23 protein-coding genes and 3 pseudogenes are annotated in these 21,994 nt (G+C 64.3%); 9 read left to right on the top strand and 17 right to left on the bottom strand.

Features of this window, described 5'->3' with window-relative positions:
* Positions 1-7 precede the first annotated feature (7 nt).
* Both ACVWYI_RS26965 and ACVWYI_RS26970 read left to right on the top strand, forming a co-directional pair.
* Entirely contained in the window at positions 8-829 is an 822-nt protein-coding gene (locus ACVWYI_RS26965; protein ID WP_247338947.1) for a DUF72 domain-containing protein, read from the top strand.
* 8 nt (positions 830-837) lie between these two features.
* Positions 838-1,299, top strand: coding sequence for a DUF488 domain-containing protein (locus tag ACVWYI_RS26970; RefSeq protein ID WP_247444518.1), 462 nt, complete (start codon positions 838-840; stop codon positions 1,297-1,299).
* A 204-nt stretch (positions 1,300-1,503) separates the two neighbouring features.
* Here the strand turns inward: ACVWYI_RS26970 and ACVWYI_RS26975 are convergent, their stop codons facing one another.
* The 6 genes from ACVWYI_RS26975 to ACVWYI_RS27000 all read right to left on the bottom strand — a co-directional run bounded on the left by ACVWYI_RS26975 (position 1,504) and on the right by ACVWYI_RS27000 (position 7,721).
* Positions 1,504-2,418 (bottom strand): PhzF family phenazine biosynthesis protein, encoded by a 915-nt coding sequence (locus ACVWYI_RS26975; RefSeq protein ID WP_456663643.1) that lies wholly within the window; start codon positions 2,416-2,418, stop codon positions 1,504-1,506.
* A gap of 240 nt (positions 2,419-2,658) precedes the next feature.
* Positions 2,659-3,969, bottom strand: coding sequence for an adenylate/guanylate cyclase domain-containing protein (locus ACVWYI_RS26980; protein ID WP_456663644.1), 1,311 nt, complete (start codon positions 3,967-3,969; stop codon positions 2,659-2,661).
* Positions 3,970-3,998: 29 nt separating this feature from the next.
* Complete coding sequence (locus ACVWYI_RS26985; protein ID WP_456663645.1) at positions 3,999-5,162, bottom strand: ABC transporter permease; 1,164 nt, start codon at positions 5,160-5,162, stop codon at positions 3,999-4,001.
* Complete coding sequence (locus ACVWYI_RS26990) at positions 5,159-6,091, bottom strand: ABC transporter ATP-binding protein (protein ID WP_456663646.1); 933 nt, start codon at positions 6,089-6,091, stop codon at positions 5,159-5,161. Before ACVWYI_RS26990 ends, ACVWYI_RS26985 begins: the two co-directional genes overlap by 4 nt.
* Positions 6,088-7,029, bottom strand: a complete 942-nt coding sequence (locus ACVWYI_RS26995) for an HlyD family secretion protein (RefSeq protein WP_456663647.1) — start codon at positions 7,027-7,029, stop codon at positions 6,088-6,090. Before ACVWYI_RS26995 ends, ACVWYI_RS26990 begins: the two co-directional genes overlap by 4 nt.
* A complete protein-coding gene (locus tag ACVWYI_RS27000) occupies positions 7,026-7,721 on the bottom strand; it encodes a TetR/AcrR family transcriptional regulator (RefSeq protein ID WP_456663648.1) in 696 nt (231 codons plus the stop codon). The genes ACVWYI_RS26995 and ACVWYI_RS27000 overlap by 4 nt, the downstream gene beginning before the upstream one ends.
* A gap of 109 nt (positions 7,722-7,830) precedes the next feature.
* On the opposite strand from ACVWYI_RS27000, the gene ACVWYI_RS27005 reads away from it, so the two are divergent.
* The 3 genes and pseudogenes from ACVWYI_RS27005 (at position 7,831) to ACVWYI_RS27015 (ending at position 9,054) form a co-directional block, all read left to right on the top strand.
* Entirely contained in the window at positions 7,831-8,166 is a 336-nt protein-coding gene (locus tag ACVWYI_RS27005) for an ArsR/SmtB family transcription factor (protein WP_247338966.1), read from the top strand.
* On the top strand, positions 8,163-8,627 hold the full coding sequence (locus tag ACVWYI_RS27010) for an SRPBCC family protein (protein WP_456663649.1): 465 nt from the start codon (positions 8,163-8,165) through the stop codon (positions 8,625-8,627). Before ACVWYI_RS27005 ends, ACVWYI_RS27010 begins: the two co-directional genes overlap by 4 nt.
* A gap of 12 nt (positions 8,628-8,639) precedes the next feature.
* Positions 8,640-9,054: pseudogene (locus ACVWYI_RS27015) on the top strand (GFA family protein).
* A gap of 167 nt (positions 9,055-9,221) precedes the next feature.
* Here ACVWYI_RS27015 and ACVWYI_RS27020 read toward each other — a convergent pair.
* From ACVWYI_RS27020 to ACVWYI_RS27065, 10 genes and pseudogenes are all read right to left on the bottom strand, one after another.
* Positions 9,222-9,632: a DUF2000 family protein gene (locus tag ACVWYI_RS27020; RefSeq protein ID WP_456663650.1), complete on the bottom strand. Its 411-nt coding sequence runs from the start codon at positions 9,630-9,632 to the stop codon at positions 9,222-9,224.
* 65 nt (positions 9,633-9,697) lie between these two features.
* A complete protein-coding gene (locus tag ACVWYI_RS27025) occupies positions 9,698-10,087 on the bottom strand; it encodes a DUF4189 domain-containing protein (RefSeq protein ID WP_247444508.1) in 390 nt (129 codons plus the stop codon).
* Positions 10,088-10,276: 189 nt separating this feature from the next.
* Positions 10,277-11,882 (bottom strand): annotated as a pseudogene (locus tag ACVWYI_RS27030) (NTP transferase domain-containing protein).
* Positions 11,879-12,580, bottom strand: a complete 702-nt coding sequence (locus tag ACVWYI_RS27035) for an XdhC family protein (protein ID WP_456663651.1) — start codon at positions 12,578-12,580, stop codon at positions 11,879-11,881. Before ACVWYI_RS27035 ends, ACVWYI_RS27030 begins: the two are co-directional and overlap by 4 nt.
* Before the next feature lie 2 nt (positions 12,581-12,582).
* Entirely contained in the window at positions 12,583-12,906 is a 324-nt protein-coding gene (locus ACVWYI_RS27040; protein WP_007602422.1) for an XdhC family protein, read from the bottom strand.
* A gap of 9 nt (positions 12,907-12,915) precedes the next feature.
* Entirely contained in the window at positions 12,916-14,118 is a 1,203-nt protein-coding gene (locus ACVWYI_RS27045; RefSeq protein ID WP_354046348.1) for a vWA domain-containing protein, read from the bottom strand.
* Positions 14,119-14,189: 71 nt separating this feature from the next.
* A complete protein-coding gene (locus ACVWYI_RS27050; RefSeq protein ID WP_247444504.1) occupies positions 14,190-15,113 on the bottom strand; it encodes an AAA family ATPase in 924 nt (307 codons plus the stop codon).
* Positions 15,114-15,175: 62 nt separating this feature from the next.
* Entirely contained in the window at positions 15,176-15,982 is an 807-nt protein-coding gene (locus ACVWYI_RS27055) for an FAD binding domain-containing protein (RefSeq protein WP_247338985.1), read from the bottom strand.
* 32 nt (positions 15,983-16,014) lie between these two features.
* A complete protein-coding gene (locus tag ACVWYI_RS27060) occupies positions 16,015-16,500 on the bottom strand; it encodes a (2Fe-2S)-binding protein (protein ID WP_247338997.1) in 486 nt (161 codons plus the stop codon).
* Between the two features lie 149 nt (positions 16,501-16,649).
* Positions 16,650-17,096, bottom strand: coding sequence for an SRPBCC family protein (locus ACVWYI_RS27065; RefSeq protein ID WP_247338999.1), 447 nt, complete (start codon positions 17,094-17,096; stop codon positions 16,650-16,652).
* A 171-nt stretch (positions 17,097-17,267) separates the two neighbouring features.
* Between ACVWYI_RS27065 and ACVWYI_RS27070 the strand changes: the two genes are divergently transcribed.
* From ACVWYI_RS27070 to ACVWYI_RS27080, 3 genes and pseudogenes are all read left to right on the top strand, one after another.
* Positions 17,268-18,623 (top strand): 3-carboxy-cis,cis-muconate cycloisomerase, encoded by a 1,356-nt coding sequence (locus tag ACVWYI_RS27070; protein ID WP_456663652.1) that lies wholly within the window; start codon positions 17,268-17,270, stop codon positions 18,621-18,623.
* Positions 18,624-18,659: 36 nt separating this feature from the next.
* Positions 18,660-19,442 carry a 3-oxoadipate enol-lactonase gene (gene pcaD, locus ACVWYI_RS27075; RefSeq protein ID WP_456663653.1) on the top strand — a complete coding sequence of 261 codons (783 nt, stop codon included), beginning with the start codon at positions 18,660-18,662 and terminating at the stop codon, positions 19,440-19,442.
* Between the two features lie 105 nt (positions 19,443-19,547).
* A pseudogene (locus tag ACVWYI_RS27080) lies at positions 19,548-19,941 on the top strand (carboxymuconolactone decarboxylase family protein).
* Here the strand turns inward: ACVWYI_RS27080 and ACVWYI_RS27085 are convergent.
* On the bottom strand, positions 19,903-20,427 hold the full coding sequence (locus ACVWYI_RS27085; protein ID WP_247339008.1) for a hypothetical protein: 525 nt from the start codon (positions 20,425-20,427) through the stop codon (positions 19,903-19,905). The pseudogene ACVWYI_RS27080 and the gene ACVWYI_RS27085 overlap by 39 nt on opposite strands.
* A 639-nt stretch (positions 20,428-21,066) precedes the next feature.
* On the opposite strand from ACVWYI_RS27085, the gene ACVWYI_RS27090 reads away from it, so the two are divergent.
* Positions 21,067-21,984, top strand: a complete 918-nt coding sequence (locus tag ACVWYI_RS27090) for an ABC transporter permease subunit (RefSeq protein ID WP_247339012.1) — start codon at positions 21,067-21,069, stop codon at positions 21,982-21,984.
* The last annotated feature ends 10 nt before the right edge of the window (positions 21,985-21,994 follow it).

Raw genomic sequence — 21,994 nt, forward strand, 5'->3', positions numbered from 1 at the left:
TCCTCCCGTGGCCAAAGCAAAAACCGCGTCCAAAAAATCCGGCAACATCTTCATCGGCATCGGCGGCTGGACTTTCGAGCCTTGGCGCGGCGTGTTCTATCCGGAGAAGCTGACGCAGGCGAAGGAGCTGTCCTACGCGGCCTCGAAGCTGACCTCGATCGAGATCAACGGCACCTATTACGGCTCGCAGAAGCCGGAGAGCTTTCGCAAATGGGCAGGCGAAGTACCGGAGGGTTTCGTGTTTTCATTGAAGGGACCGCGCTTCGCCACCAACCGCCGCGTGCTGGCGGAAGCCGGCGATTCCATCAAGCGTTTCTATGATTCCGGCGTACTGGAACTCGGCGATCATCTTGGGCCGGTGCTGTGGCAGTTCGCGCCGACCAAGAAATTCGACGGCGCCGATTTCGGCAAGTTCCTCGAGCTGTTGCCGCGCAAGCTCGAGGGGCGCGCACTGCGCCATGTCGTCGAGGTCCGTCACGACAGTTTTTGCACGCCAGACTTCGTCGCGCTGATCCGCGAATTCGAGACGCCCGTCGTGTTCGCCGAACACGGCAAATATCCGGCGATCGCCGACGTTGCCGGCGATTTCGTCTATGCGCGGCTCCAGAAGGGCAATGACGAGATCAAGACCTGCTATCCGCCGAAGCAGCTCGATGCCTGGGCCAAGCGGTTTCAGGACTGGGCCGAGGGAAGTGAACCCGATGACCTGCCGAAGGTCGACCAGGCCAAGCCGAAGAAGGAGCCGCGCGACGTGTTTGCCTATGTCATCCACGAGGGCAAGGTGCGCGCGCCGGCCGGCGCCATGGAACTGATCGCGCGAGTGACCTGAGGTGTTTCATGGCAAAGGCAAAAAAACTCTTCACCATCGGCTATGAGCAGACGCCGCCCAAGGCCGTGCTCGACGAGCTGGAGCGAGCCGGCGTCAAGCTCGTTGTCGACGTGCGCGCGGTGACGTCATCGCGCCGGCCCGGCTTTTCCAAGAATCAATTATCCGCAGGCCTCGATGAACGCGGCATCGCCTATGTCCATCTCGCCGCCCTCGGCACACCCAAGGAAGGCCGCCTCGCCGCCCGCAGCGGGCAATACGATGTGCTGGAAAAGATCTACGCAAAGCACCTGAAGACGCCGCAGGCCAGGGAAGAGATGGACGAGCTTGCGGCGCTCGTGAAGAAGGCAGGCCCCGTGTGCCTGCTCTGCTACGAGCGCGACCACACCCACTGCCACCGCCAGATGATCGCGGAGGTGATCGAGGAGCGGGATGGGGTGGAGGTGAGGAATTTGGCGGGCCGGCAGGTCTAGCCTCCTTCGCGCGGGAGGACGAAACGACGGCTTTAACCGTAGCCGTCATCCTGAGGTGGCCGCTTCCTCAGCGGCCCTCGAAGGACGACGGCGTGACGCCAATGCAGCAGCCGTGCATCCTTGGAGGCCCGCAAGTGCTCGCACCTCATGATGACGGGCTTATCTTGGGCTGTGGCGCGAGCCCGAAATGACGAGTGGACAGGCCTATCCCTCACCCGCCAACCGGAACGTCCCTTCCATCATCTGCACGCAGCTGCCGCCGACATGGGCTGAGACGATCTTGCCGTCCTGCTTGCGCACGCGCGTCAGCAGGATGCTCGGCCTGCCCATGTCAAAGCCCTGGCCGACCGTCAGCTTCAATTCACCGTCGCGCGCTGAATCGAGATCGGCGAACAGCGCGGCGGCTGCGACCGTGGCACTGCCGGTGGCGGGATCCTCGACGAGGCCGCTGGCGCCGCGCATGAACATCCGCGCCTGGCGCTCGCAAGGCGCCTCTGCCGCAGGCACATCGCGCGTATAGAACCACGCCGAGAATGCGCCATCGCGCGGAAATAGCCTGCCGAAGGCCGCCGCGTCGGGCCTCGCCCGTTTGAGCGCATCGCGCGAATGCACCTCGATCACCAGAAACGGCGTTCCAACGCTGACGACCTGCGGCGCGTGACGGTCGACCTTGATGTCCTCAGCGCTGAGCGAGATGCAGCGCGCGGCATCAGCGGCAGACAATTGCGACAGCCGAGACAGCGGCTGCGGCGCTGTGAGCTCGGTGCTGATGACATGGCCCTGCTCTCGAAAGATATCGACCGGCACCAGCCCGGCCTTCTCCTCGAACCGCAGGCACGATTTCGGCTCCTTCGCGATCGTCGCCAGCACGAAGGCGGTACCGACATTGGGATGGCCAGCGAAAGGAAGCTCCCTGACCGGCGTGAAGATGCGCACCTCGGCATCATTCGCCTTGTCGCGCGGCGGCAGCACGAAGGTCGTCTCGGAATAGTTGAACTCGGTCGCGATCGACTGCATCTGCGTGGTCGACAACCTGCCGGCATCGAGCACCACGGCGAGCTGGTTGCCGCCGAAGGCGCGGTCGGTGAACACGTCGACGGTGATGTAGCGGCGCTGCATCTTCACTTCCTCGTGCAAGTCGCGGCCGCGACCGGCCGCGTCGCCGGCAGTCTACAAGCCGTCGACGTCGGCCGTCATGCCCCAATATTCGGAGCAATCGGAGCAATTGCGGTGACGGGTTGAAAGCCGAGAAGCGGCTTCCACAAATGCAAGACCCGAAAGCTAGCAGAGATAGTTCATCACCCGCCCTCACCGAAGCGCGATCCGCTTCAACGAAAGGCAACTCGCATTGACGGCGCGTTACCCCAATTGAAACACCGCGACCTTCTGCTCATAGCCCCGCACCTCTACCTCGCCGAGCGCGACGGCATCGTCGCAGTCCTCACCAAGCGCTTCGCGAACGGACGCGGAGATCAAGAGCTGCGAGCCGAACTCCTTGTTCAGGGCCTCCAGCCGCGAGGCGAAGTTCACGGTGTCGCCAATGACCGTATATTCCTTGCGCCGGGGCGAGCCGATATTGCCGGCGACGACCTCGCCGAAATGGATGCCGATTCCGATTTTGAGCGGCCAGCTCGTCTCGGCGTTGATGCGGCCCATCGCGGTCAGCATCTCGCGGCCTGCGGCGACCGCGCGATGCACGGCGTCGGAGGCCTCCAGCGGGGCGCCGAACAGTGCGAGAAAGCCGTCGCCCAAAAATTTGTTCACGATGCCGCCCTCGCGATCGAGGATATCGACGAGCACGGCGAAGGCCCCATCGAGCCGGTCGACCACCTCTTGCGGGGTGCGCGTCTGCGCGCCGGCAGTGAAGCCGCGGAAATCGACGAACATCACGGCGACGCGGCGAAGGTCGCCGCCTGCGCTGGTTCCCGCCGCCATCAGCCGCTCCACCACCTGAGGAGAAACGTGCTGGCCGAACAGGTTCGTCACCCGGTCGCGCGCGGTGGCCGCGGCAATGCTCGCAGCAAACTGTCGCCGGAGTTGCGCACCGACCGCGCCCGCGAGCACGCCGCAGACCAGGATGATGATGCTGCGCACCGCATGGAAATAGGTCTGCGGCTCACCAACGCCGCTGGCGCGATCGTAGATCAGCGCCACGGCGAGCAGCTCGGCTGCGGCGACAAAGCCAGTGAAGGTCGAAAGCCGAAAATCCAGCCGCAGTGTCGAGAGAATGATGAAGATGAAATACATCAGCGGCACGGCAAAGCCGAGCGCCTGGCTCGCGCCCATGGTCCGGATCTGCAGGATCAAGATCAGCGTCGGCAGCGACGTTTCGATCAGTGCACCGATATAGCGCCTGATCACCGGGAGGTCGCGATCGAGCCGGAGGTTCCTTCTGATCTGGACGTGGACCCAGACCTCGAACAGGATGAAGCCGACCAGCAGGCCGTAGGAGACCTCGGCCAGGCCTTCCGTCCCGCGCCAGACCCGGTTCACGACGGCTGGATCGACCAGATAGATGGCAGTGAGAAACACGGTCATGACGCAGCCCGTGAGGATCAGCGTCCGCACCCGCAACAGCTCGGTGCGCAGCACCTCTCGCGTCAGCTCGCGCTCGAAATCCTCCGATAGCGCGGCGTGCTGCCGCGTCTTCCTGCTCGCGAACCTGACCATTCCACCCCTCGATTCCGGGGCATTGTGCCTCAATCCAACGTGCGGCGGAAGCGCGTCACAGCGATGGTCATGGCGAGCAGCATCAGGACCGCTAATGCCAGCGCATCGAAACGCAGATTCTGCATGGTCGCGCCCTTCAGCATGATGGCGCGGACGATGCGCAAATAGTGCGTCAGCGGCAGGCACTCGCCGACATATTGCGCCCAGACCGGCATGCCCGCGAACGGAAACATGAAGCCCGACAACAAAATGCTCGGCAGGAAGAACATCATCGACATCTGCATGGCCTGGAGCTGGTTCTGCACCAGCGTCGAGATCGTGTAGCCGATCGCAAGATTAGTACTGATGAACAGGGTCGACAGAACGGCCAGCAGGAACAAGTTGCCGAGTATCGGCACGCCAAACAGGACGACGCCGATGCCGATGATCAGGAAGGCCTGGACGAACCCGACCAGCACGTAAGGGATGATCTTGCCGAACATCACCTCGACTGGCTTGATCGGCATCGACAGCAGGTTCTCCATCGTGCCGCGCTCGACCTCGCGCGTGACCGAGAGCGCGGTGAAGATCAGCATGGTCATGGTGAGGATGGTGCCGACGAGACCGGGAACGATGTTGAGGCTCGACGCCGCGGCGGGGTTGTAGCGCGCATGTGCGCGGATCTCGAACGGCATCTCCGGGGGATCGCCGATGTAGAGATCGTGCTTGAGTGCGGTCTGCACGACCATGCCGAGTGAGCCGATCGCCGCGCTCGCTGCGACCGGATCGGTCGCGTCGGCGGCGACCAGCAGCGCCGGTCTGTCGCCGCGCCGCACCGCCCGCTCGAAGCCGCGCGGAATCTCGACGCCGAACAGAACCTTGCCGGATTTCAGGAGATTGTCGAAATCCTCGACATCGTGCACCTCGTAGAGGAAGCGGAAATATTTGGTGTTCTCCAGCGCCTTCAGAATCGAGCGGGCGAGATCAGAGTCCTCCTGGAGCAGCACCGCACTCGGCAGATTGTGGGGTGTGGTGTTGATGGCATAGCCGAACAACAGGAGCTGCATCACCGGCAGCATCACGATCATCGCGAACGACACGCGATCGCGCTTGAGCTGGATGAACTCCTTGACCAGCATCGCATAGGAGCGTGTCCAGAAACCAAAGCGCTCCCGGATCGCGTGCTGTGGTTCGCGATGATCGACGGCGCTCATTGGAAATTGTCCTTGGAACGGCCCATCAATTCGATGAACACGTCCTCCAGTGACGGCGACGATTTATTCCAGTGCAGCCCGCTTTTCGCCTGCCACGGCGCGATGCTGCCCTCAAGCGCGGCGATGTCGCGCCCCGAAACGTGCAGCGAGGTGCCGAACGGCGCCACCATGTCGATTCCGGGCTTGCCGGTGAGCCCGGCCGCGAGCTCGTTCAGCCCCTCGCCTGTCACGGTGTAGGTCGTCAGCGCGGATTTGGCGATCACCTCCTCCACGGTGCCGTGCACCAGCAGATGGCCATAGGCGATGTAAGCAATCTCGTGACAGCGTTCGGCCTCGTCCATGTAGTGGGTCGAGACCAGCACGGTGAGACCGTCGGCCGCGAGCGCATGGATCTCGTTCCAGAAATCGCGCCGCGCCTTGGGATCGACGCCGGCGGTCGGCTCGTCCAGCAGCAGCAATTTTGGACTGGACAGCGTGCAGGCGCCTAGCGCCAGCCGCTGCTTCCAGCCGCCGGAGAGTTCGCCCGCGAGCTGCTCCTCGCGGCCCGAGAGCCCCAGCCGCTTGATCATGTCGCGCGCGGCGCCGCGCGCATCGCGAAGGCCATACAGCCGCGCGACGAATTCGAGGTTCTCGCGGACAGAGAGATCCTGATAGAGGCTGAAGCGCTGGGTCATGTAGCCGACCTGGCGCTTGATCTTGTCAGCGTCGCGCCGGATGTCGTAGCCGAGACAGGTGCCCTCGCCGCTGTCGGGCGTGAGCAGGCCGCAGAGGATGCGGATGGTCGTCGTCTTGCCCGAACCGTTCGGGCCGAGGAAGCCGTAGATCGAGCCGCGCTTCACCTGCATCGACAGATCGTGCACGACCTCGCGGCCGCCGAACGACTTGGTCAGGCCCTTGACGTCGATCGCGATGCCGTTGTCGCCGCTCATCGCTTGTCCGCCACGGGCGTTTTTGGAGTGAGATAGACGTCGATCGGCTGTCCGACCCGCAACGCGTCGGGCCGCGACGGCCGCGCCTGGATCAGATAGACGAGCTTGTTGCGCTCCTCCAGGCTGTAGATGACAGGCGGGGTGTATTCGGCCGAAGTCGCAATGAAATAAATCTTTGCGGTGAGATCGGCCGCGCAATTGTCGCACGCGATCCGCACCGTGTCGCCGATCGCAAGCTTCGGCAGCTCGGTCTCCGGCACGAAGAAGCGCAGCTTCATGTTGCCGGGCGGCATGATCGAGAGCACGGGCCGCTGCGCCGCCACCATCTCGCCCTCGCGAAAATAGATCTGCTGGATGGTGCCGGCGACTGGCGCAAAACCTTTGCGCCGCGCCATCCGCGTCTCCGAGGTCGCCACCCGTGCCTCGGCAACGCGCAAGGAGGAGACCGCGGAATCGAGATTGGCCTGCGTGCCCGAGCCGGTCTTGCTTAGCGAAGCCGCGCGATCGTAGGTTTGCTGCGCATTCGCCAGCGTCGCCTTGTTCTGGTTGAGGTCGGCAAGCTGGAGATCGTCGTCGACGGAATAAAGGTGATCACCGACCTTGACCTCGTCGCCCTCGCGGATGTTCAGCTTCGTCACGCGGCCGGCCTCGTCCGGGCTGACATAGATCATGTCGGCCTCGACCCAGCCCTGGAAGCCGGGATCGCGCTTCTCCTTGCAACCGGCAAGTCCGGTTGCGAGGGCTAGAATCGCGATCGAACAGAACCGCGCCGAAAACTGAATCGCGTTTGGCGGGAGCAACCGTTGTCGACCGCTCAACCTGAGCAGCCGCGAAGCGGCGTCTCGAAGGGCAAAAGGCCACAGCCGGGGCTGCATCCTTCGAGACGCGCGTTCCGCGCTCCTCAGGATGAGGTGAGAGATGTTTAGCGACGACTTCATGTCGTCCTCCGTTCGCCAAAAATCAAATCGAGATGGACCCGCAGCATGTCCTGCGCATCAAGCGGCGCGTGCCGCGCAAACAGGCTCTGCCAGATCACCGCGATCATCGCCGGCGCAACCAGGATTTGCGGGTAGCGCGCGAGGTTCTTCTCGCGGATCTCGCCGCGGGCAATGCCGAGCTCGATCAGCGCGCGCATGCCGGCCATTCCGCGCGAGACGACCTCGCGGTAGTAGAAGTCGGCGACGGAAGGAAAGCGCGGCCCCTCCGCTACGATCAGTCGCACGAGATCGCCGCGCCTGGTGCCGATGACCTCCTTCAAAAAATTGCTGGCAAAAGCCTCGACGAGATCGCGCACCGAGCCTGTCGGCGGCGGCAACGCATTCAGCTTCGCCACGACGGGCACGATCACGGTGCGCACCAACTCCTCGAACATCGATTCCTTGTCCTTGAAGTGCAGATAGATCGTGCCCTTCGCCACGCCCGCGCGCTTAGCAATGTCGTCGAGCCGCGTCGCGGTAAAGCCGCGCACGATGAACTCCTCCATCGCCGCGTCCACGATCGCCGCGCGCCGTTCCGCCGCACGCGTGGCGCGGCTCGACGCGGGCGCCTCGTCGCTTCTGGCGACCACAGAGGCCTTCGCATTGGCTCGAGCTGCGGATGGGGCGGCGGTTTTGGTCGGCTTCCTTGCCATGCCAAAGAAATGACTGACTAGTCAGTCATTGTCAAGTCAGGGCCACAGACGTAAACCGGCTAATGAATTAGTATTGACTAATTCATTAGCCAATGCTAATTGAACTACTATGATTGAAACCGCCCGAAACCCAGTCACCAGCGTCATGCGCGCCCTCGCCGATCCAACCCGGCGCGCCGTGTTCGAGCGCGTATTCGAGAGCAAGGAGATCAGCGTCGCCGAACTCACGCGCGGCAGCGGCGTGACCCAAGGCGCGATCTCGCAACATTTGAAGTCCCTCAAGCAGGCCGGCCTCGTCGCCGAGCGCGCCGAGGGCCGCAACGTCTATTACCGCGCCGCGCCGCAAGGACTCGAGCCGCTGGTCACCTGGATGGACCATTACGGCGTGTTCTGGCGCGAGCGCTTCCAAAACCTGCGTGACCTCTTGAAGGAGATCGATCCGTGAGTGCTGTTGAATTGAAAGCCGAGGCAAAAGACATCGTCATCGACGAGGTGCTCCCTCACGCGCCGGAGACGATCTGGAAGGCGCTGACCAGCGCCCAGCTGATCGCGCGCTGGCTGATGCCGCCGACCGGTTTCGAGGCCGTCGAAGGCAACACTTTCACCTACCAGACCACGCCGGGCGGCGCCTGGGATGGCGTCATCCATTGCCGCGTCCTGGAAGTCATGCCGAACCGGCGCCTCGTCTACGCCTGGAAGGGCGGGGATGAGCGCAACACCGGCTACGGCGCGCCGCTCGACACTGTCGTGACGTGGTCCCTCACCCCGGTCGAGGCCGGCACGCGGATCCGTCTGGTTCATGCGGGCTTCGTCATACCCAGGAACGAATCGGCCTACACGGGCATGAGCGGCGGCTGGAAGAAGGTCGTCCGCCAGCTCGACGAGATCAGCGGCGAAGACAAGTAAGGAGTTATCGCAATGACCAAGCCCTTTACCGGCGGCTGCGCCTGCGGCTCGATCCGCTATTCGATCTCCAGTGAGCCCCTGTTCAGCAATCACTGCCAGTGCCGGGACTGCCAGCGGGAAAAGCGGCAGCGGCCATGGCTCGTACATGACCTTCGCGCGCGCCGGTGTCACAGTGATGGGCGAGGCGAAGCACTGGGACATGGTCGGCGACAGTGGCAACGTGAAGACTCGCGGTTTCTGCTCCGTCTGCGGCTTGCCGGTCTACATGACCTTCGCGGCGATGCCTGACATCTTCACCATCCGCGCCGCAAGCCTCGACGAGCCCGCCCGCTACAAGCCGCAAGTGGTGACCTACGCCGCGCGCGGTCATGACTGGGATCGCCTCGACCCGGACCTGCCGAAGTTTGAGGGCATGCCGCCGGGGTGAGGCACTGGCCCCACGTGGGGGGTGTGCTCCCTCTCCCGCTTGCGGGAGAGGGTTGGGGAGAGGGTGTCTCACCAACGGGACAATCCCCTAGTGGAGAGAACCCTCACCCGGCGCGTTGCGCCGACCTCTCCCGCAAGCGGGAGAGGTGAAACCAACCGGCACCTACGTCAGCTATGGAATTTCAAGCCATCGACGATCTTGTCGATCACCTTGCGCTCGGCGCGCATTGCGAGACCGACGAGATTGAGGTCAGTGCGCGCCACCGCCCTCACCGCCTCGCGATTGGCGGCATCGTGCGTGGTCCTGAACATGTCCTCGGTGTAGACCCCCGCCGCGACGTTGCGCGTCAGGGCCCGATCGAGCGCGCGCGCGAGCGCCTGACCGTCGGCGCCGTAGATCAGGATCGGCTGGCCGATCAGCGCGTGATATTTGGTGCCTGATGCATCTTCATAGGGTTCGCCGATGCATTCCGGAAAGGCCGCGGCGATGCCGCTTGTGAGGAAGGACGCGACGTTGAGCTTCTGCCAGGCCGCAAGATCGGCGCGGATCACGATGGCGACCTTGGTATCGAACTCCATGCATATCCCTAACTGTTATTCCGGATACGATGCTACGCATCGCCCCGGAATGACAGCAAGAGGAATTACCCCTTGACGTCGCAGGCCCAGGCGCGGATCACGCATTCCTTGCCGCCGAACTTGTAGCATTCGCGCGTCGCGGCATTAAGCGAGGCCGAGATCTTCGGCTTGACGGCATAGCCATAGGCGCCGCAGGGATTGGAAAGGTCGACCGACATCGCCGCGCAAGCACGCTTCATCGTCACGGTCGTGCAATCGCCCTTGCATTGCTTCTGCGCCGCCGCACGCGCTTCGTGCTCGGCACCATAATCGAAGGCCTGGCCGTAGGCGCCGCACTTGCCGACTGCAAATGCGCCGGCGGCGTGCGCATCCGTGATGTGGCGCGCGCCGGCGACAAAAACCGACAGCGCAAAGAAAAACATCGCGCAACGGTGCGCGACGACGTTCGAAGGCATGGAAATCCCCTCCCCCAAGGCAGGCGAAGGCGACTGTAAGCCGCGGTCGTTTCCAGATGGTGAACGGAGGGTTGAAAACAGCCGTGTAGGGCGGATTGGCCGAGCGCAATCCACCAAAGTACCTCACCGCGGAAGCAGAATTGGTCGGTTACCCTAGCGGACTGCGCAAGCGCGCAACCGCAAGGCTAACTATCCCCGTCTTGCCGCTTCCAGCGCCTGCGGCGTGTCGATATCGAGGAAGGCACTCTTGCCGTCGACCGGCACTTCGGCAACCGCTTCGGTGTGCTTGGCGATCAGATGGCGCGCGCCGACATCGCCGTCGAGCGTCATCAACTCCTTGAAGAAGCGGCGCGACCACAGCACGGGGTTGCCGCGGCGGCCTTCGCTGACCGGCACGACGATGAGATTGCCGCGGTCCGGCGCAAAGGCGTCGATGAGGCGGTCGATCAGGCCGGCATCGATCAGCGGCATGTCGCCGAGGCAGACCACAGCACCGTCGGACGTCTCGGGGACGGCCGCGATGCCTGCCTTGACCGAGCTTGCGATGCCGCCGGCAAAATCCGGATTCTTGACGAACCGCACCTTCAGGCCTTGCAGTGCCTGCTCGACCAACTCGGCCTGATGGCCGGTGACGACGATCACCTCGGATGCTTTCGACGCCCAGTGCCTGTTCGGTCGCAATCCGCACCAGCTTCCTGTCGTCGAGCTCGGCGAGCAGCTTGTTCGGTCCGCCCATGCGGGTCGAGCGTCCTGCCGCGAGCACGATGGCCGCGATATTGCTGTTGCCTTCGATCTCCGGCTTGGCGCGCGGCTGCGGCCGCGTCACGATCTCCATCAGGAGGCCGCCGACGCCCATGCCCATCAGCTCGGAACGCGTCACCTTGATGCCGGCGAGGAGCCGCATCAGCACCCAATCAAAACCGTTCTCGACCGGCGAACGCGCGCAGCCGGGCGCCCCGAGCACCGGCACGCTGCCGGCACGGGCGATCAGCAGCAGATTGCCGGGATCGACCGGCATGCCGAAATGCTCGATCTCGCCGCCAATCCCGGTGACGGCTGCCGGAATCACGTCGCGGCGGTCGGCGATCGCGGACGCGCCGAACACGATCACGAGTTCAGCGCCAAGAGCGAGCAATTCCTTGATCGCGGCTGAAAGCGCCTGCTCCTCGTGCTGGACCCGCCGCTCCGCGATGATGCCGGCGCCGGCCGGCGCGAGCCGCTCGGCGGTGACGCGCAACGTCTTGTCGATCACCTTGGAGGACAGGCCTGGCAGCAGCGTCGAAACCACGCCAACGCGCTTGATCACGTACGGCGCGATCTTCAGCACGTCGAGGCCCGCAGCCTTCACCGCGGCATCGCGCAAGTTTCCTTCGACGCCGAACGGGATGATCTTGACGGTGCCGACCATCTCGCCCTCGACCACCGGCTTGAAGGCGGAGAGCGTCGCGAAGGTGATGGCCTCGTCGATATTGTTGATGCGGTCGACCGCGCCGCGGTCGATCACCAGCACGCCCGGGCGAGCCGCAAACAGATTGGCGCGGCCGGTGAAGGCGCGCTCGACATGAATGCCCTCGCCGCCGACGGCGAGCGCGATGCTTGCGGCGGCAATGTCCTCGGAGACATCGCCCTCCTCCATCCGCACCACCACGACGTCCTTGATGCCGGCCCGCTCCAGCGCCTCGATCTCGGCCGGGCCGATCGTCGTGCCTTTCTTCAGCACCAGCGGTCCCTGGCGAAGGGTGTGGACGGTCACCCCGCCGATCGCATCCTTGGGGCTCGCCGGGCCGAATTTCATGCCGCTTCTTCTTTTTCTTTGGGCGGCAGGCGGAGCACCGCCGTGATCTCGGCCATGATCGACACCGCAATCTCGGATGGCGAGACCGCGCCGATTGCAAGCCCGATGGGCGCGTGGATGCGCGCGATGTCAGAGTCATCGGCGCCTTGCGCCCGCAGCCGGTCGCCGCGCTTGGCATGCGTCTTCCGCGAGCCGAGCGCGCCGATATAGAAGCAGTTGCGCTCGAAGGCGTGCAGCAGCGCGGGGTCGTCGATCTTGGGATCGTGCGTCACCGCGACGAAAGCCGTGTAAGCATCGACGTTGAGCGGCGGCAGCGCCGTGTCGGGCCATTCCGCGACCAAGGGAACGTCGGGGAAGCGCTCGGGGCTTGCAAAGGCCGTGCGCGGATCGACCACCGTGACGTCGTAGCCGAGCGAGCGCGCCAGCGGCGCCAAGGCCTGGCTGATGTGGACCGCGCCGACGATGACGAGCTTTGCGGTCGGCGCGTAGACGTTGAGGAAAATCTTCTTGCCGCCGGCTTCGACACTGGCGCTCTTGCCCATGCGCAGTTGTTTGTCGAGCTCAGCTCGCAAGGGATCCTTGGCAAAATCGCTGGCCTTCACCAGGCGCTGCTCGCCGCTCTCGGTGTCCGTCACCAGAATGACTGGCCGGCGCGCGGCGCGCTCGGCATTGAGTTCGTGCAAAATTGCGAGCTTCACGGCTAGCCGACCTTCTCGACGAAGACGCGGATGGTGCCGCCGCAGGACAGCCCGACATTCCAGGCAGTCTCGTCGGCCACGCCAAACTCCAGCATCCTGGGCTTGCCGCTCTGGATCACATCCATGGCCTCGGTCACCACGGCGCCCTCGACACAGCCGCCGGAGACCGAGCCCAGGAACGTGCCCTCGTCGTTGATGACAAGGCTCGAGCCTGCCGGGCGCGGTGCCGAGCCCCAGGTCTCCACCACGGTTGCGAGCGCGACGCCACGGCCGGCCTTTTGCCAGTCCTCGGCGGCCTTCAGAATATCCTCGTCGCGATCGAGCATGGCTACCTCTCAAGCTGCGGAGCGGATCAGGCTGCGGTGATGCGGCGGCAGCGGCCGGGAGAGCGTGCTGATCAGCTCGTGGATCGAACTCAAATTATGCACGGGACGGAATTCGTCAACGTGCGGCAGCATCATTTTGATGCCCTGCGCCTTGGCCTCGAAGCCTCCAAACCGCAGCAGCGGGTTGAGCCAGATCAGCCGCCTGCAGGAGCGGTGCAGCCGGTCCATCTCGAAGGCGAGCTTGGAATCGGCTTCCCGCTCCAGCCCGTCGGAGATCAGCAGCACGATGGCCCCCTGGCTCAGCACGCGCCGCGCCCACAATTTGTTGAAATTGTGCAGCGAGGCCGATATCCGCGTGCCGCCGGCCCAGTCCTCGACCGAGGCCGAGCAGCTCGCCAGCGCCTCGTCAGGGTCGCGCTGGCGCAGCGCCCGGGTCACGTTGGTGAGCCGGGTGCCGAACAGGAACACCGAGACTCGCTTGCGGGCGTCGCCGACAGCATGGAGGAAATGCAGGAACAGGCGGGTGTACTCGCTCATCGAGCCCGAGATATCCACCAGCGCCACGATCGGCGCCGGTTTCTCGATCCGCCCGAGGCGATGGATGTCGATGATCTCGCCGCTGGTGCGCAGGGACGCGCGCAGCGTGCGGCGCAAATCGATGCGCAGGCCATGGGGATCGGGCCGGTGCCGGCGCGTGAGCAGTTCGGCCTGCGGCAGCCGCATCCGCTCGATGGCGCGCAACGCCTCGGTAATCTCCGCCGCGCTCATCTGCGCAAAGTCCTTCTTCTGGAGGATCTCCTTGTCGGAGACCGACAGGCGCAGATCCTGCTCCTGGTGCTGCGGTGTCTCCGTCATGCGCGGCTGCGACATCGCCTCCTGCACGCGGCGCGAGCCGGCCTGCGGCTTCTTCTTGGCCTGCTCCGGCAGCGGCACCGAATCCAGCATGTGCTTCCACTCTTCCGAGGCGCGGAAGAAAAGGTGGAAGGCCTGTTTGAAGATCAGCGCATGCTCGTGGCGCTTGACGAAGATCGCCTCCAGCGTGGTGAAGACGTCGGCGCGGTTGCCGATGTCGATCACCTGAAGCGCGCTCATGGCATCGATAACGGCGCCCGGCCCGACCGGCATGCCCGCCGAACGCAATGCGCGGGCGAAGCCGACAATATTGTCGGCGAACTGCTCGGTTTGCTCAGGTGCCAAGTGATTGATGGCCATGGTTCAGGTACTCTCACTCGTCATCCCGTCGCGGCGCGCCGAATGACGAGCTCAGTCGTGACGCGGAGGCGTCAATTCTCGCTCGTCGCTTCCTTCAGCACCTTCTGCAAGCTGTCGCCCTGCATCCGCGTGATGTCGTCCTGATACTTGAGCAGCGCACCCAGCGTGTCGCCGACCACTTGCGGGGTCAGCGAGCGGGCGTCGAGCTCGGACAAAGCGGTGGCCCAGTCGATGGTCTCGGCAACGCCGGGGGATTTGTAAAAATCCTGGTTACGCAGCACCTGGACGAAGCGCACGACCTGCTGCGACAGTTTTGCGGAGATGCCGGGCACGCGCGACTTGACGATCGCGAGCTCGCGATCGGCATCGGGATAATCGACCCAATGATAGAGACAGCGCCGCTTCAGCGCGTCGTGAATCTCACGGGTGCGGTTGGAGGTGATGATGACGATCGGAGGGTTCGGTGCCTTCACCGTGCCGAATTCGGGGATCGTCACCTGGAAGTCGCTGAGGATTTCGAGCAGATATGCTTCGAATGCCTCGTCGGCGCGGTCGAGCTCGTCGATCAGCAGCACCGGCGGCCCGGCGACGTCAGGCTCGAGCGCCTGAAGCAGCGGCCGCTTGATCATGTAGCGCTCGGCGAAGATGTCGGACGACAATTGATCGCGATCAGTGTCGCCTGCGGCTTCCGCCATCCGGATCGCGATCATCTGCGCGGCGCTGTTCCACTCGTAGACTGCCGAGGAGACGTCGAGGCCTTCGTAGCATTGCAGGCGGATCAGCTTCCGTCCCAACGCCGCCGACAGCACTTTTGCGATCTCGGTCTTGCCGACGCCGGCCTCGCCTTCCAGAAACAGCGGCCGGCCCATGCGCAGCGACAGGTAGGTCACCGTGGCAAGCGATCGCTCGGAGAGATAGCCGCGCGACGTCAGGAGTTCGAGCATCGCATCGACCGATGCCGGCAAGGCACCGGACGTATTGGCCATTGAAGTCATGAAAAAGCCAGTCTCGCTACGCCCTCACCGGGGACAAGTTTGGGCCGAGGCGTGAGGATCACTCACTCCTTGGCGTTGGCGGCGTCGAGGGCACGCCGCGTCAGCACTCCGATGAGGTGCGCACGGTATTCGGCACTGCCATGGATGTCGCTGTTGAGGCCGTCCGCCGGCACCTCGATGCCATCAAGCGCCTTCGCGGCGAAGCGCTTCTTCAGAGCTTCCTCGAAGGCGGTGACACGGAACACGCCATCCGAACCGGCGCCTGTGACCGCGACCCGCACATCGGAGGGACGCCGCGCCACGAACACGCCGACCAGCGCATAGCGCGAGGCCTGGTTGCGGAACTTGATATAAGCCGCCTTCTTCGGCAGCGGGAACATCACCTTGGTGATGATCTCGTCGGCTTCGAGCGCGGTCGTGAACAGGCCCTGGAAATACTCTTCCGCCTTGAGGCGGCGCTTGTTGGTGACGATGGTGGCGCCGAGCGCCAAGACCGCAGCCGGATAGTCCGCGGTCGGATCGTTATTGGCGAGCGAGCCGCCGAGCGTGCCCTTGTGGCGCACGGCTGGATCGCCGATCTGGCTGGCAAGATCGGCCAGCGCCGGGATGGCTTCACCGACGATCGCGGAGCTTGCGACCTCGGCATGCCTGGCGGTGGCGCCGATCACGAGCGCGCGGCCCTTCATCTCGATCGTGTTGAGCCCCTCGATGTGGGAGAGGTCGACCAGATGTGGTGGGCTGGCAAGGCGCTGCTTCATGACCGGAATCAGCGTGTGACCGCCGGCGATCACCTTGGCGTCCTCGTTCTTCACCAGGAGGTTGGCGGCCTGCCGCACGGTCCCGGGGCGATGGTATTTGAAATCGTACATCTGAATGTCCTGATCGCAGAGTGCGCGCGCGGTTACGCGAGGTCGGATTTCGCCATCGCCTTGGCGCCGGCGGAGATCGAGGTGACGATGTTCTGGTAGCCGGTGCAGCGGCAGAGATTGCCTTCCAGCTCCTCGCGGATGGTGTGATCGTCGAGCTCGTTGCCCTTGCGATGGACGAGGTCGATCGCGGTCATGATCATGCCGGGCGTGCAGAAGCCGCACTGCAGGCCATGGTGCTCGCGGAAGGCCTCCTGCATCGGATGCAGCGGCGCGCCGTCGGCGGCCAGCCCCTCGATCGTCTTGACCTCGTGGCCATCAGCCATCACGGCCAACGTGGTGCAGGACTTCACGGCCTTGCCGTCGAGATGGACGACGCAGGCGCCGCACTGCGAGGTGTCGCAGCCGACATGGGTACCAGTCAGGCGCAGATTTTCGCGCAGGAACTGCACCAGCAGGGTACGGGGATCGACATTGGCCGTTACAGGATTGCCGTTCACGATGAGGGAGATTTTTGCCATAAGCACTCTCTATCAGCGCCCCGACGGGTCCCGTCGAAGCGGTTCTTATAATTATTCCAACCCATCATATGGGCCATTATGCCCCGGGGCAACATCACAGGGAACGCAAGGCGCCATGCCGAAAGGCGCAATGCTTAAGGTATTGGCCTTCAGCCCTGTACCGCCTTGGCGAAGTTCGCGAAAAATTCGTCGCCCAGTTTCTTGGCGGCGCCGTTGATCAGGCGCTGGCCCAGCTGCGCCAACTTGCCGCCGATCTGCGCCTCGACCTCGTACGACAAAAGCGTGCCGCCGTCCTTCTCCGCAAGCTTGACCACGGCGCCGCCCTTGGCGAAGCCGGCCACCCCGCCCTCGCCTTCGCCGGAGATCTTGTAGCCGTTCGGCGGGTCGAGATCGCTCAGCGTGACCTTGCCTTTGAAGCGCGCCGACACCGGGCCGACCTTCATTTTCGCGGTCGCACGAAAGCCGCCGTCGTCGGTCTTCTCCAGCTCCTCGCAGCCGGGGATGCAGGTCTTCAGCACCTCGGGATTGTTGAGCTTCTCCCACACGGCCTCGCGCGGCGCCGCAAGCTGGACTTCGCCGTTCATCGTCATGGCCATGGGGTGCCTCCCGGGATGCGTCACTATGATGCTGCTCAAGTAACGCACGGAGGCCACAAAGGAAAGGGTGGCACCCGGTCACGTGCAATGCATATTCGCACCTGCAAAAAGCCTGCGCCCGATGGTTGGGGATTGGCAGAGCCGAGGCATGGTGATTAGGTCCCGCACGATATGAGCACATCCCTCTCCCCCCTGCTCGCGCCGATGCTGTCGAGCGCGGCCATGCGTGCAGTCTGCGACGACCGGACGACCCTTCAGAATATGCTCGATTTCGAGGCAGCCTTGGCCCGGGCCGAAGCGGCCATGGGTGTGATTCCCGCATCCGCGGTGGGCCCGATCGAAGCCGCATGCAAGGCTGATACCTTTGATATGGCTGCGCTGGCCGAGGCCGCGACGCGATCCGGCAATCTCGCGATCCCTCTGGTCAAGACGCTGACCTCCAACGTCGGCAAGGCCGACGCGGAGGCCGCGCGCTACGTGCATTGGGGCGCTACCAGCCAGGACGTCATCGACAGCGCGACCATGCTCACGCTGCGCGCCGGCATCGATGCGCTGGACGCCGACCTCAGCCGCGCCATCAAGGGCTTTGCCGCGCTGGCACGGAAGCACCGCAACACCGCGATGGTGGCGCGGACCTGGCTCCAGCACGCGCTGCCGATGCCGTTCGGGCTGAAGGCCGCCGAATACGCCGCAAGCCTTGCCCGCGCCCGCTGCCGCCTGCGGCGGCTCTCCCGCGAGGGCCTCGCGCTGCAATTCGGCGGAGCGGCCGGAACGCTCGCAGCACTCGGCGACAAAGGGCTCGTGGTGGCCGAACGGCTGGCGCAGGAGCTGAACCTGCCGCTACCGGAAGCGCCCTGGCACACCCATCGCGACCGGATCGCGGAGGCGGCATCGAGCTTTGCGATTCTCGCCGGCAGCTGCGGCAAGATCGCGCGCGATGTCTCGCTGCTGATGCAAACCGACGTTGCCGAAGCGTTCGAGCCCGCCGGGGAAGGCCGCGGCGGCTCCTCGACCATGCCGCACAAGCGCAACCCGGTCGCCGCCGCGAGCGCGCTGGGCTGCGCGACCATGGCGCCGCAACTCGCCGCGACGATATTCGCTGCTCAAGTGCAGGACCACGAGCGCAGCGCCGGGCCCTGGCATGCGGAATGGCCGACGCTGCCGCAACTGATGCTGGTCACCTCGGGCGCGCTGGCCGCGATTGTCGACATCGCCGAAGGGCTCGATGTCGATGCGGCGCGCATGCGCAGCAATCTCGAAGCGACGCACGGCCTGATCATGGCGGAAGCGGTCACCTTTGCGCTGGCCGAGACGATCGGCAAGAGCGATGCGCATCATCTCGTCGAAGCCGCGAGCAAGCGCGCGGTTGCCGAGAGGAAGCATCTGCGCGAGGTGCTGTCGGCCGATTCGCAGGTCACCGCGCATCTTTCGCCGGAAAAAATTACGGCATTGTTCGAGCCGATGGCCTATCAAGGGGCTTCCCAAACCCTGATCGACCGCTTGCTCGACAGCCTCGAGCGCGAATAGAGCAGCCCTGAGCGGAAACAAGACGGAGACGCCCGCATGCCCATGATCGATGCCGACGGTTGCCTGATCAACGTCTCCGTCGAGGGCCGCGACGGCGGGCCGACCTTGATGCTCTCCAACTCGCTCGGCTGCACGCTGCAGATGTGGGAGCCGCAGATGAAGGCGCTGACGCAGATATTCCGCGTCATTCGCTACGACCGCCGCGGCCACGGCAAGTCCAACGTTCCGGCCGGCCCGTACACGATGGAGCGCTTCGGCCGCGACGTCCTGGCGATCCTCGACGACCTCAACATCGAGAAGGTGCATTGGTGCGGCCTCTCGATGGGCGGCATGGTGGGGCAATGGCTGGGCGCCAACGCGCCGGAGCGGTTCGGCAAGCTGATCCTTGCCAACACCTCCTGCTACTACGCCGAGCCGACCAAGTGGCTCGAGCGCATCGACGCCGTGAAGAAAGGCGGTATCGCGGCGGTCGCTGATGCCGTTATCGCCGGCTGGCTCACCCAGGATTTCCGCGAGCGCGCGCCTGACGTCTCCGCCAGGATGAAGTCGATGCTGCTCGCCACTCCCGTCGAAGGCTATCTCGCCTGCTGCGAGGCGCTGTCGACGCTCGACCAGCGCGCGCTGCTGCCGAAGATCAAAAGCCCGACGCTGATGATCGCCGGCCGCCAGGACATGGCGACGCCGATTTCGGCGGGTGAATTGATCCGCTCGAACATTCCCGGCGCGAGCATGACCATCATCGACGCCGCCCACATTTCCAATGTCGAACAGCCGCACGCGTTCACCGACGCGGTGGTGGGATTCCTGACGCAACGTTAGTCACAGCCGTCATTGCGAGCGCAACGAAGCAATCCAGAATCTTTCCGCGACAGACTGGATTGCTTCGTCCCTTCGCTCCTCGCAATGACGGAGAGGAGGATGAATATGGACGACCAGAAGCGCCGCGATGCCGGCATGAATGTACGCCGAAAAGTGCTGGGCAATGCCTGGGTCGACAAGTCGATCGCGGGCCGCAATGCCTTCAACACCGACTTCCAGGACATGATCACCCGCTATGCCTGGGGCGAGATCTGGACGCGGCCGCATTTCGACGAGCGCACGCGGCGGGTGCTGGTGATCGGCACCCATGGTCGCGCTCGGGCAATGGGACGAATTCCGCCTGCATGTGCGCGCGGCGCTCGCCGAGGGCGGCTTCACCCCCGACGACATCAAGGAAATCCTGCTGCAGCAGGCGATCTATTGCGGCGTGCCGGCGACGAACCACGCCGTCAAGGAAGCCTCAGCGATTGTGCAGGAGCTCGGCCTGCTCAAGACCTAGCGGCGGAGTAGCCTCGACGGTCTGCGGGACCGCTGCCGGCCGCTCGATCACAATCACGATGGCGGCACCGAGCAAGAGCAGGAGCTCGGTGGCGTGCAGCCGCAGCGCGGCCATCTCGCCGACCTTCGAAGCCATGATCATGCTGGCAAACGAGATCAGGCTGCCGATCGCAAGCGCAATGCCGAGCGCCTCGTCGCTGCCGCCGTTCTTGCGGATGCGGGGAACGCAGAGCAGCGCGAGGTAGATCGCAAAGAACGCCACCACGGTCGCTCGGCCCAGCGCCAGCAGCCAGGCGGCGCGCACGGTGTCCATTCCCGCCATCTGAAGATGGTCGCTGAGGAAAAGAGCCACTGCGACGCTCGGCCGCTCATAGAGACCGTGCACCGGCGCCACCATGATGTTGAAGGCAACGAGGGTCCAGGCCGGGATGAAATAGGCCGCCAGAAGTACGCCGTTGACCGAACCGATCCGCCAATTTCCGAACATGCCGCTTCCCGTTTCGCTTGGCCCGCGCCTTCGATCGAAGGCTTTGCCGGGAGCTAACTCGCATCAGACTGTGGCGGCAATTTAAACCCTTTGTTTACCTTAACTGCCCGGCCGGGCGACGCGGCCCACGAAAAAAGCCCCGCCTTGCGGCGGGGCCCTCTGCGATGGCCATTGTTCTTGGCTCTCAACTCTACTTGTTGTCCTGACCGTGCTGGCCGGACTTACCACCCTGTTGCTGGCCCGGCTTGTCACCCTGGCGCTGCGGACTCTGTTGCTGCTGGCCCGGTTTCTGGCCGCCGCCCTGCTGCTGACCGGGGGTCCTGGCCCTGCTGGCCGGGATTCTGGTTCTGCTGGTTCGTCATATCGGGAAACTCCCTTGTCGGACGTCCGAGGTGAGATAACGGCCGGCCCCGATTTTGGTTGCCCCGCGGAACCCGGTTCCTCGCGCGTGTCGGAACCGGATCATGACGTCCGTAACGAAATCAGTTCTGTACAAGCCTTTATGCCGAGGCGATGGCCAGTTGCAGCACCCAGTTCCCTCCTGTTACAAAACCAGGAGAATGCTCAGGGGTTGCCGGGGCCCGAGAACTCTTCAAAGAGCTCCCTTTGAGCCCTCGTCAGGTTTGGTAACGGCAGCCCATGGATTATTTCGCCCAGCAACTCATCAACGGACTCGTGCTCGGCTCCATCTACGGCCTGATCGCGATAGGCTACACGATGGTCTACGGCATCGTCGGCATGATCAACTTCGCTCATGGCGACATCTTCATGATCGGCGGGTTCATCGCCCTCATCACCTTTCTGCTCCTGATCTCGACCGGCCTGACCGCGATCCCGGTGATCCTGCTGATCGTGCTTCTGGTCTCGATGGCGATCACGGCACTTTACGGCTGGACCATCGAGCGCATCGCCTACCGCCCGCTGCGCCACTCCTTCCGCCTCGCTCCGATGCTGTCGGCGATCGGCATGTCCTTCGTGCTGACCAACTATTCGCAAGTGGCGCAAGGCGCCCGCGTCAAGCCGATCCCGCCGCTCATCACCGGCGGCTATACGCTGCATGAGAGCGCGGACGGCTTCGTGATCCAGCTCTCCAACATCCAGATCATGGTTGTCGTCACCACCATCGTGCTGCTGGCGATCTTCACCTGGCTGGTGTCGCGCACCCGACTCGGGCGCGACATGCGCGCCTGCGAGCAGGACCAGACCATGGCGGCACTGCTCGGCGTCAACGTCGACCGCACCATCTCCATGACCTTCGTGATCGGTGCTGCGCTCGCCGCGGTGGCCGGTCTGATGTACCTGCTCTATTACGGGCTGGTCGATTTCTTCATGGGCTTCGTCGCCGGCATCAAGGCGTTCACCGCTGCCGTGCTCGGCGGCATCGGCTCGCTGCCGGGCGCGATGCTCGGGGGGCTCGCGATCGGGCTGATCGAGACGTTCTGGTCGGCTTATTTCTCGGTCGAGTACAAGGACGTCGCCGCCTTCTCGATCCTGATCGTCGTGCTGATCTTCATGCCGACCGGCCTGCTCGGCCGCCCCGAAGTCGAAAAAGTCTGACGGTCGCGCG

The organism is Bradyrhizobium sp. LB13.1, assembly GCF_054056815.1.

Excerpts from the sequence above, each read along its gene's own strand:
- ACVWYI_RS26970 (WP_247444518.1), top strand. The coding sequence starts at position 838 with ATGGCAAAGGCAAAAAAACTCTTCACCATCGGCTATGAGCAGACGCCG.
- ACVWYI_RS26975 (WP_456663643.1), bottom strand. The coding sequence starts at position 2,418 with ATGCAGCGCCGCTACATCACCGTCGACGTGTTCACCGACCGCGCCTTC.
- ACVWYI_RS26980 (WP_456663644.1), bottom strand. The coding sequence starts at position 3,969 with ATGGTCAGGTTCGCGAGCAGGAAGACGCGGCAGCACGCCGCGCTATCG.
- ACVWYI_RS26985 (WP_456663645.1), bottom strand. The coding sequence starts at position 5,162 with ATGAGCGCCGTCGATCATCGCGAACCACAGCACGCGATCCGGGAGCGC.
- ACVWYI_RS26990 (WP_456663646.1), bottom strand. The coding sequence starts at position 6,091 with ATGAGCGGCGACAACGGCATCGCGATCGACGTCAAGGGCCTGACCAAG.
- ACVWYI_RS26995 (WP_456663647.1), bottom strand. The coding sequence starts at position 7,029 with ATGAAGTCGTCGCTAAACATCTCTCACCTCATCCTGAGGAGCGCGGAA.
- ACVWYI_RS27000 (WP_456663648.1), bottom strand. The coding sequence starts at position 7,721 with ATGGCAAGGAAGCCGACCAAAACCGCCGCCCCATCCGCAGCTCGAGCC.
- ACVWYI_RS27005 (WP_247338966.1), top strand. The coding sequence starts at position 7,831 with ATGATTGAAACCGCCCGAAACCCAGTCACCAGCGTCATGCGCGCCCTC.
- ACVWYI_RS27020 (WP_456663650.1), bottom strand. The coding sequence starts at position 9,632 with ATGGAGTTCGATACCAAGGTCGCCATCGTGATCCGCGCCGATCTTGCG.
- ACVWYI_RS27025 (WP_247444508.1), bottom strand. The coding sequence starts at position 10,087 with ATGCCTTCGAACGTCGTCGCGCACCGTTGCGCGATGTTTTTCTTTGCG.
- ACVWYI_RS27040 (WP_007602422.1), bottom strand. The coding sequence starts at position 12,906 with ATGCTCGATCGCGACGAGGATATTCTGAAGGCCGCCGAGGACTGGCAA.
- ACVWYI_RS27045 (WP_354046348.1), bottom strand. The coding sequence starts at position 14,118 with ATGGCCATCAATCACTTGGCACCTGAGCAAACCGAGCAGTTCGCCGAC.
- ACVWYI_RS27050 (WP_247444504.1), bottom strand. The coding sequence starts at position 15,113 with ATGACTTCAATGGCCAATACGTCCGGTGCCTTGCCGGCATCGGTCGAT.
- ACVWYI_RS27055 (WP_247338985.1), bottom strand. The coding sequence starts at position 15,982 with ATGTACGATTTCAAATACCATCGCCCCGGGACCGTGCGGCAGGCCGCC.
- ACVWYI_RS27060 (WP_247338997.1), bottom strand. The coding sequence starts at position 16,500 with ATGGCAAAAATCTCCCTCATCGTGAACGGCAATCCTGTAACGGCCAAT.
- ACVWYI_RS27065 (WP_247338999.1), bottom strand. The coding sequence starts at position 17,096 with ATGGCCATGACGATGAACGGCGAAGTCCAGCTTGCGGCGCCGCGCGAG.
- ACVWYI_RS27070 (WP_456663652.1), top strand. The coding sequence starts at position 17,268 with ATGAGCACATCCCTCTCCCCCCTGCTCGCGCCGATGCTGTCGAGCGCG.
- pcaD (WP_456663653.1), top strand. The coding sequence starts at position 18,660 with ATGCCCATGATCGATGCCGACGGTTGCCTGATCAACGTCTCCGTCGAG.
- ACVWYI_RS27085 (WP_247339008.1), bottom strand. The coding sequence starts at position 20,427 with ATGTTCGGAAATTGGCGGATCGGTTCGGTCAACGGCGTACTTCTGGCG.
- ACVWYI_RS27090 (WP_247339012.1), top strand. The coding sequence starts at position 21,067 with ATGGATTATTTCGCCCAGCAACTCATCAACGGACTCGTGCTCGGCTCC.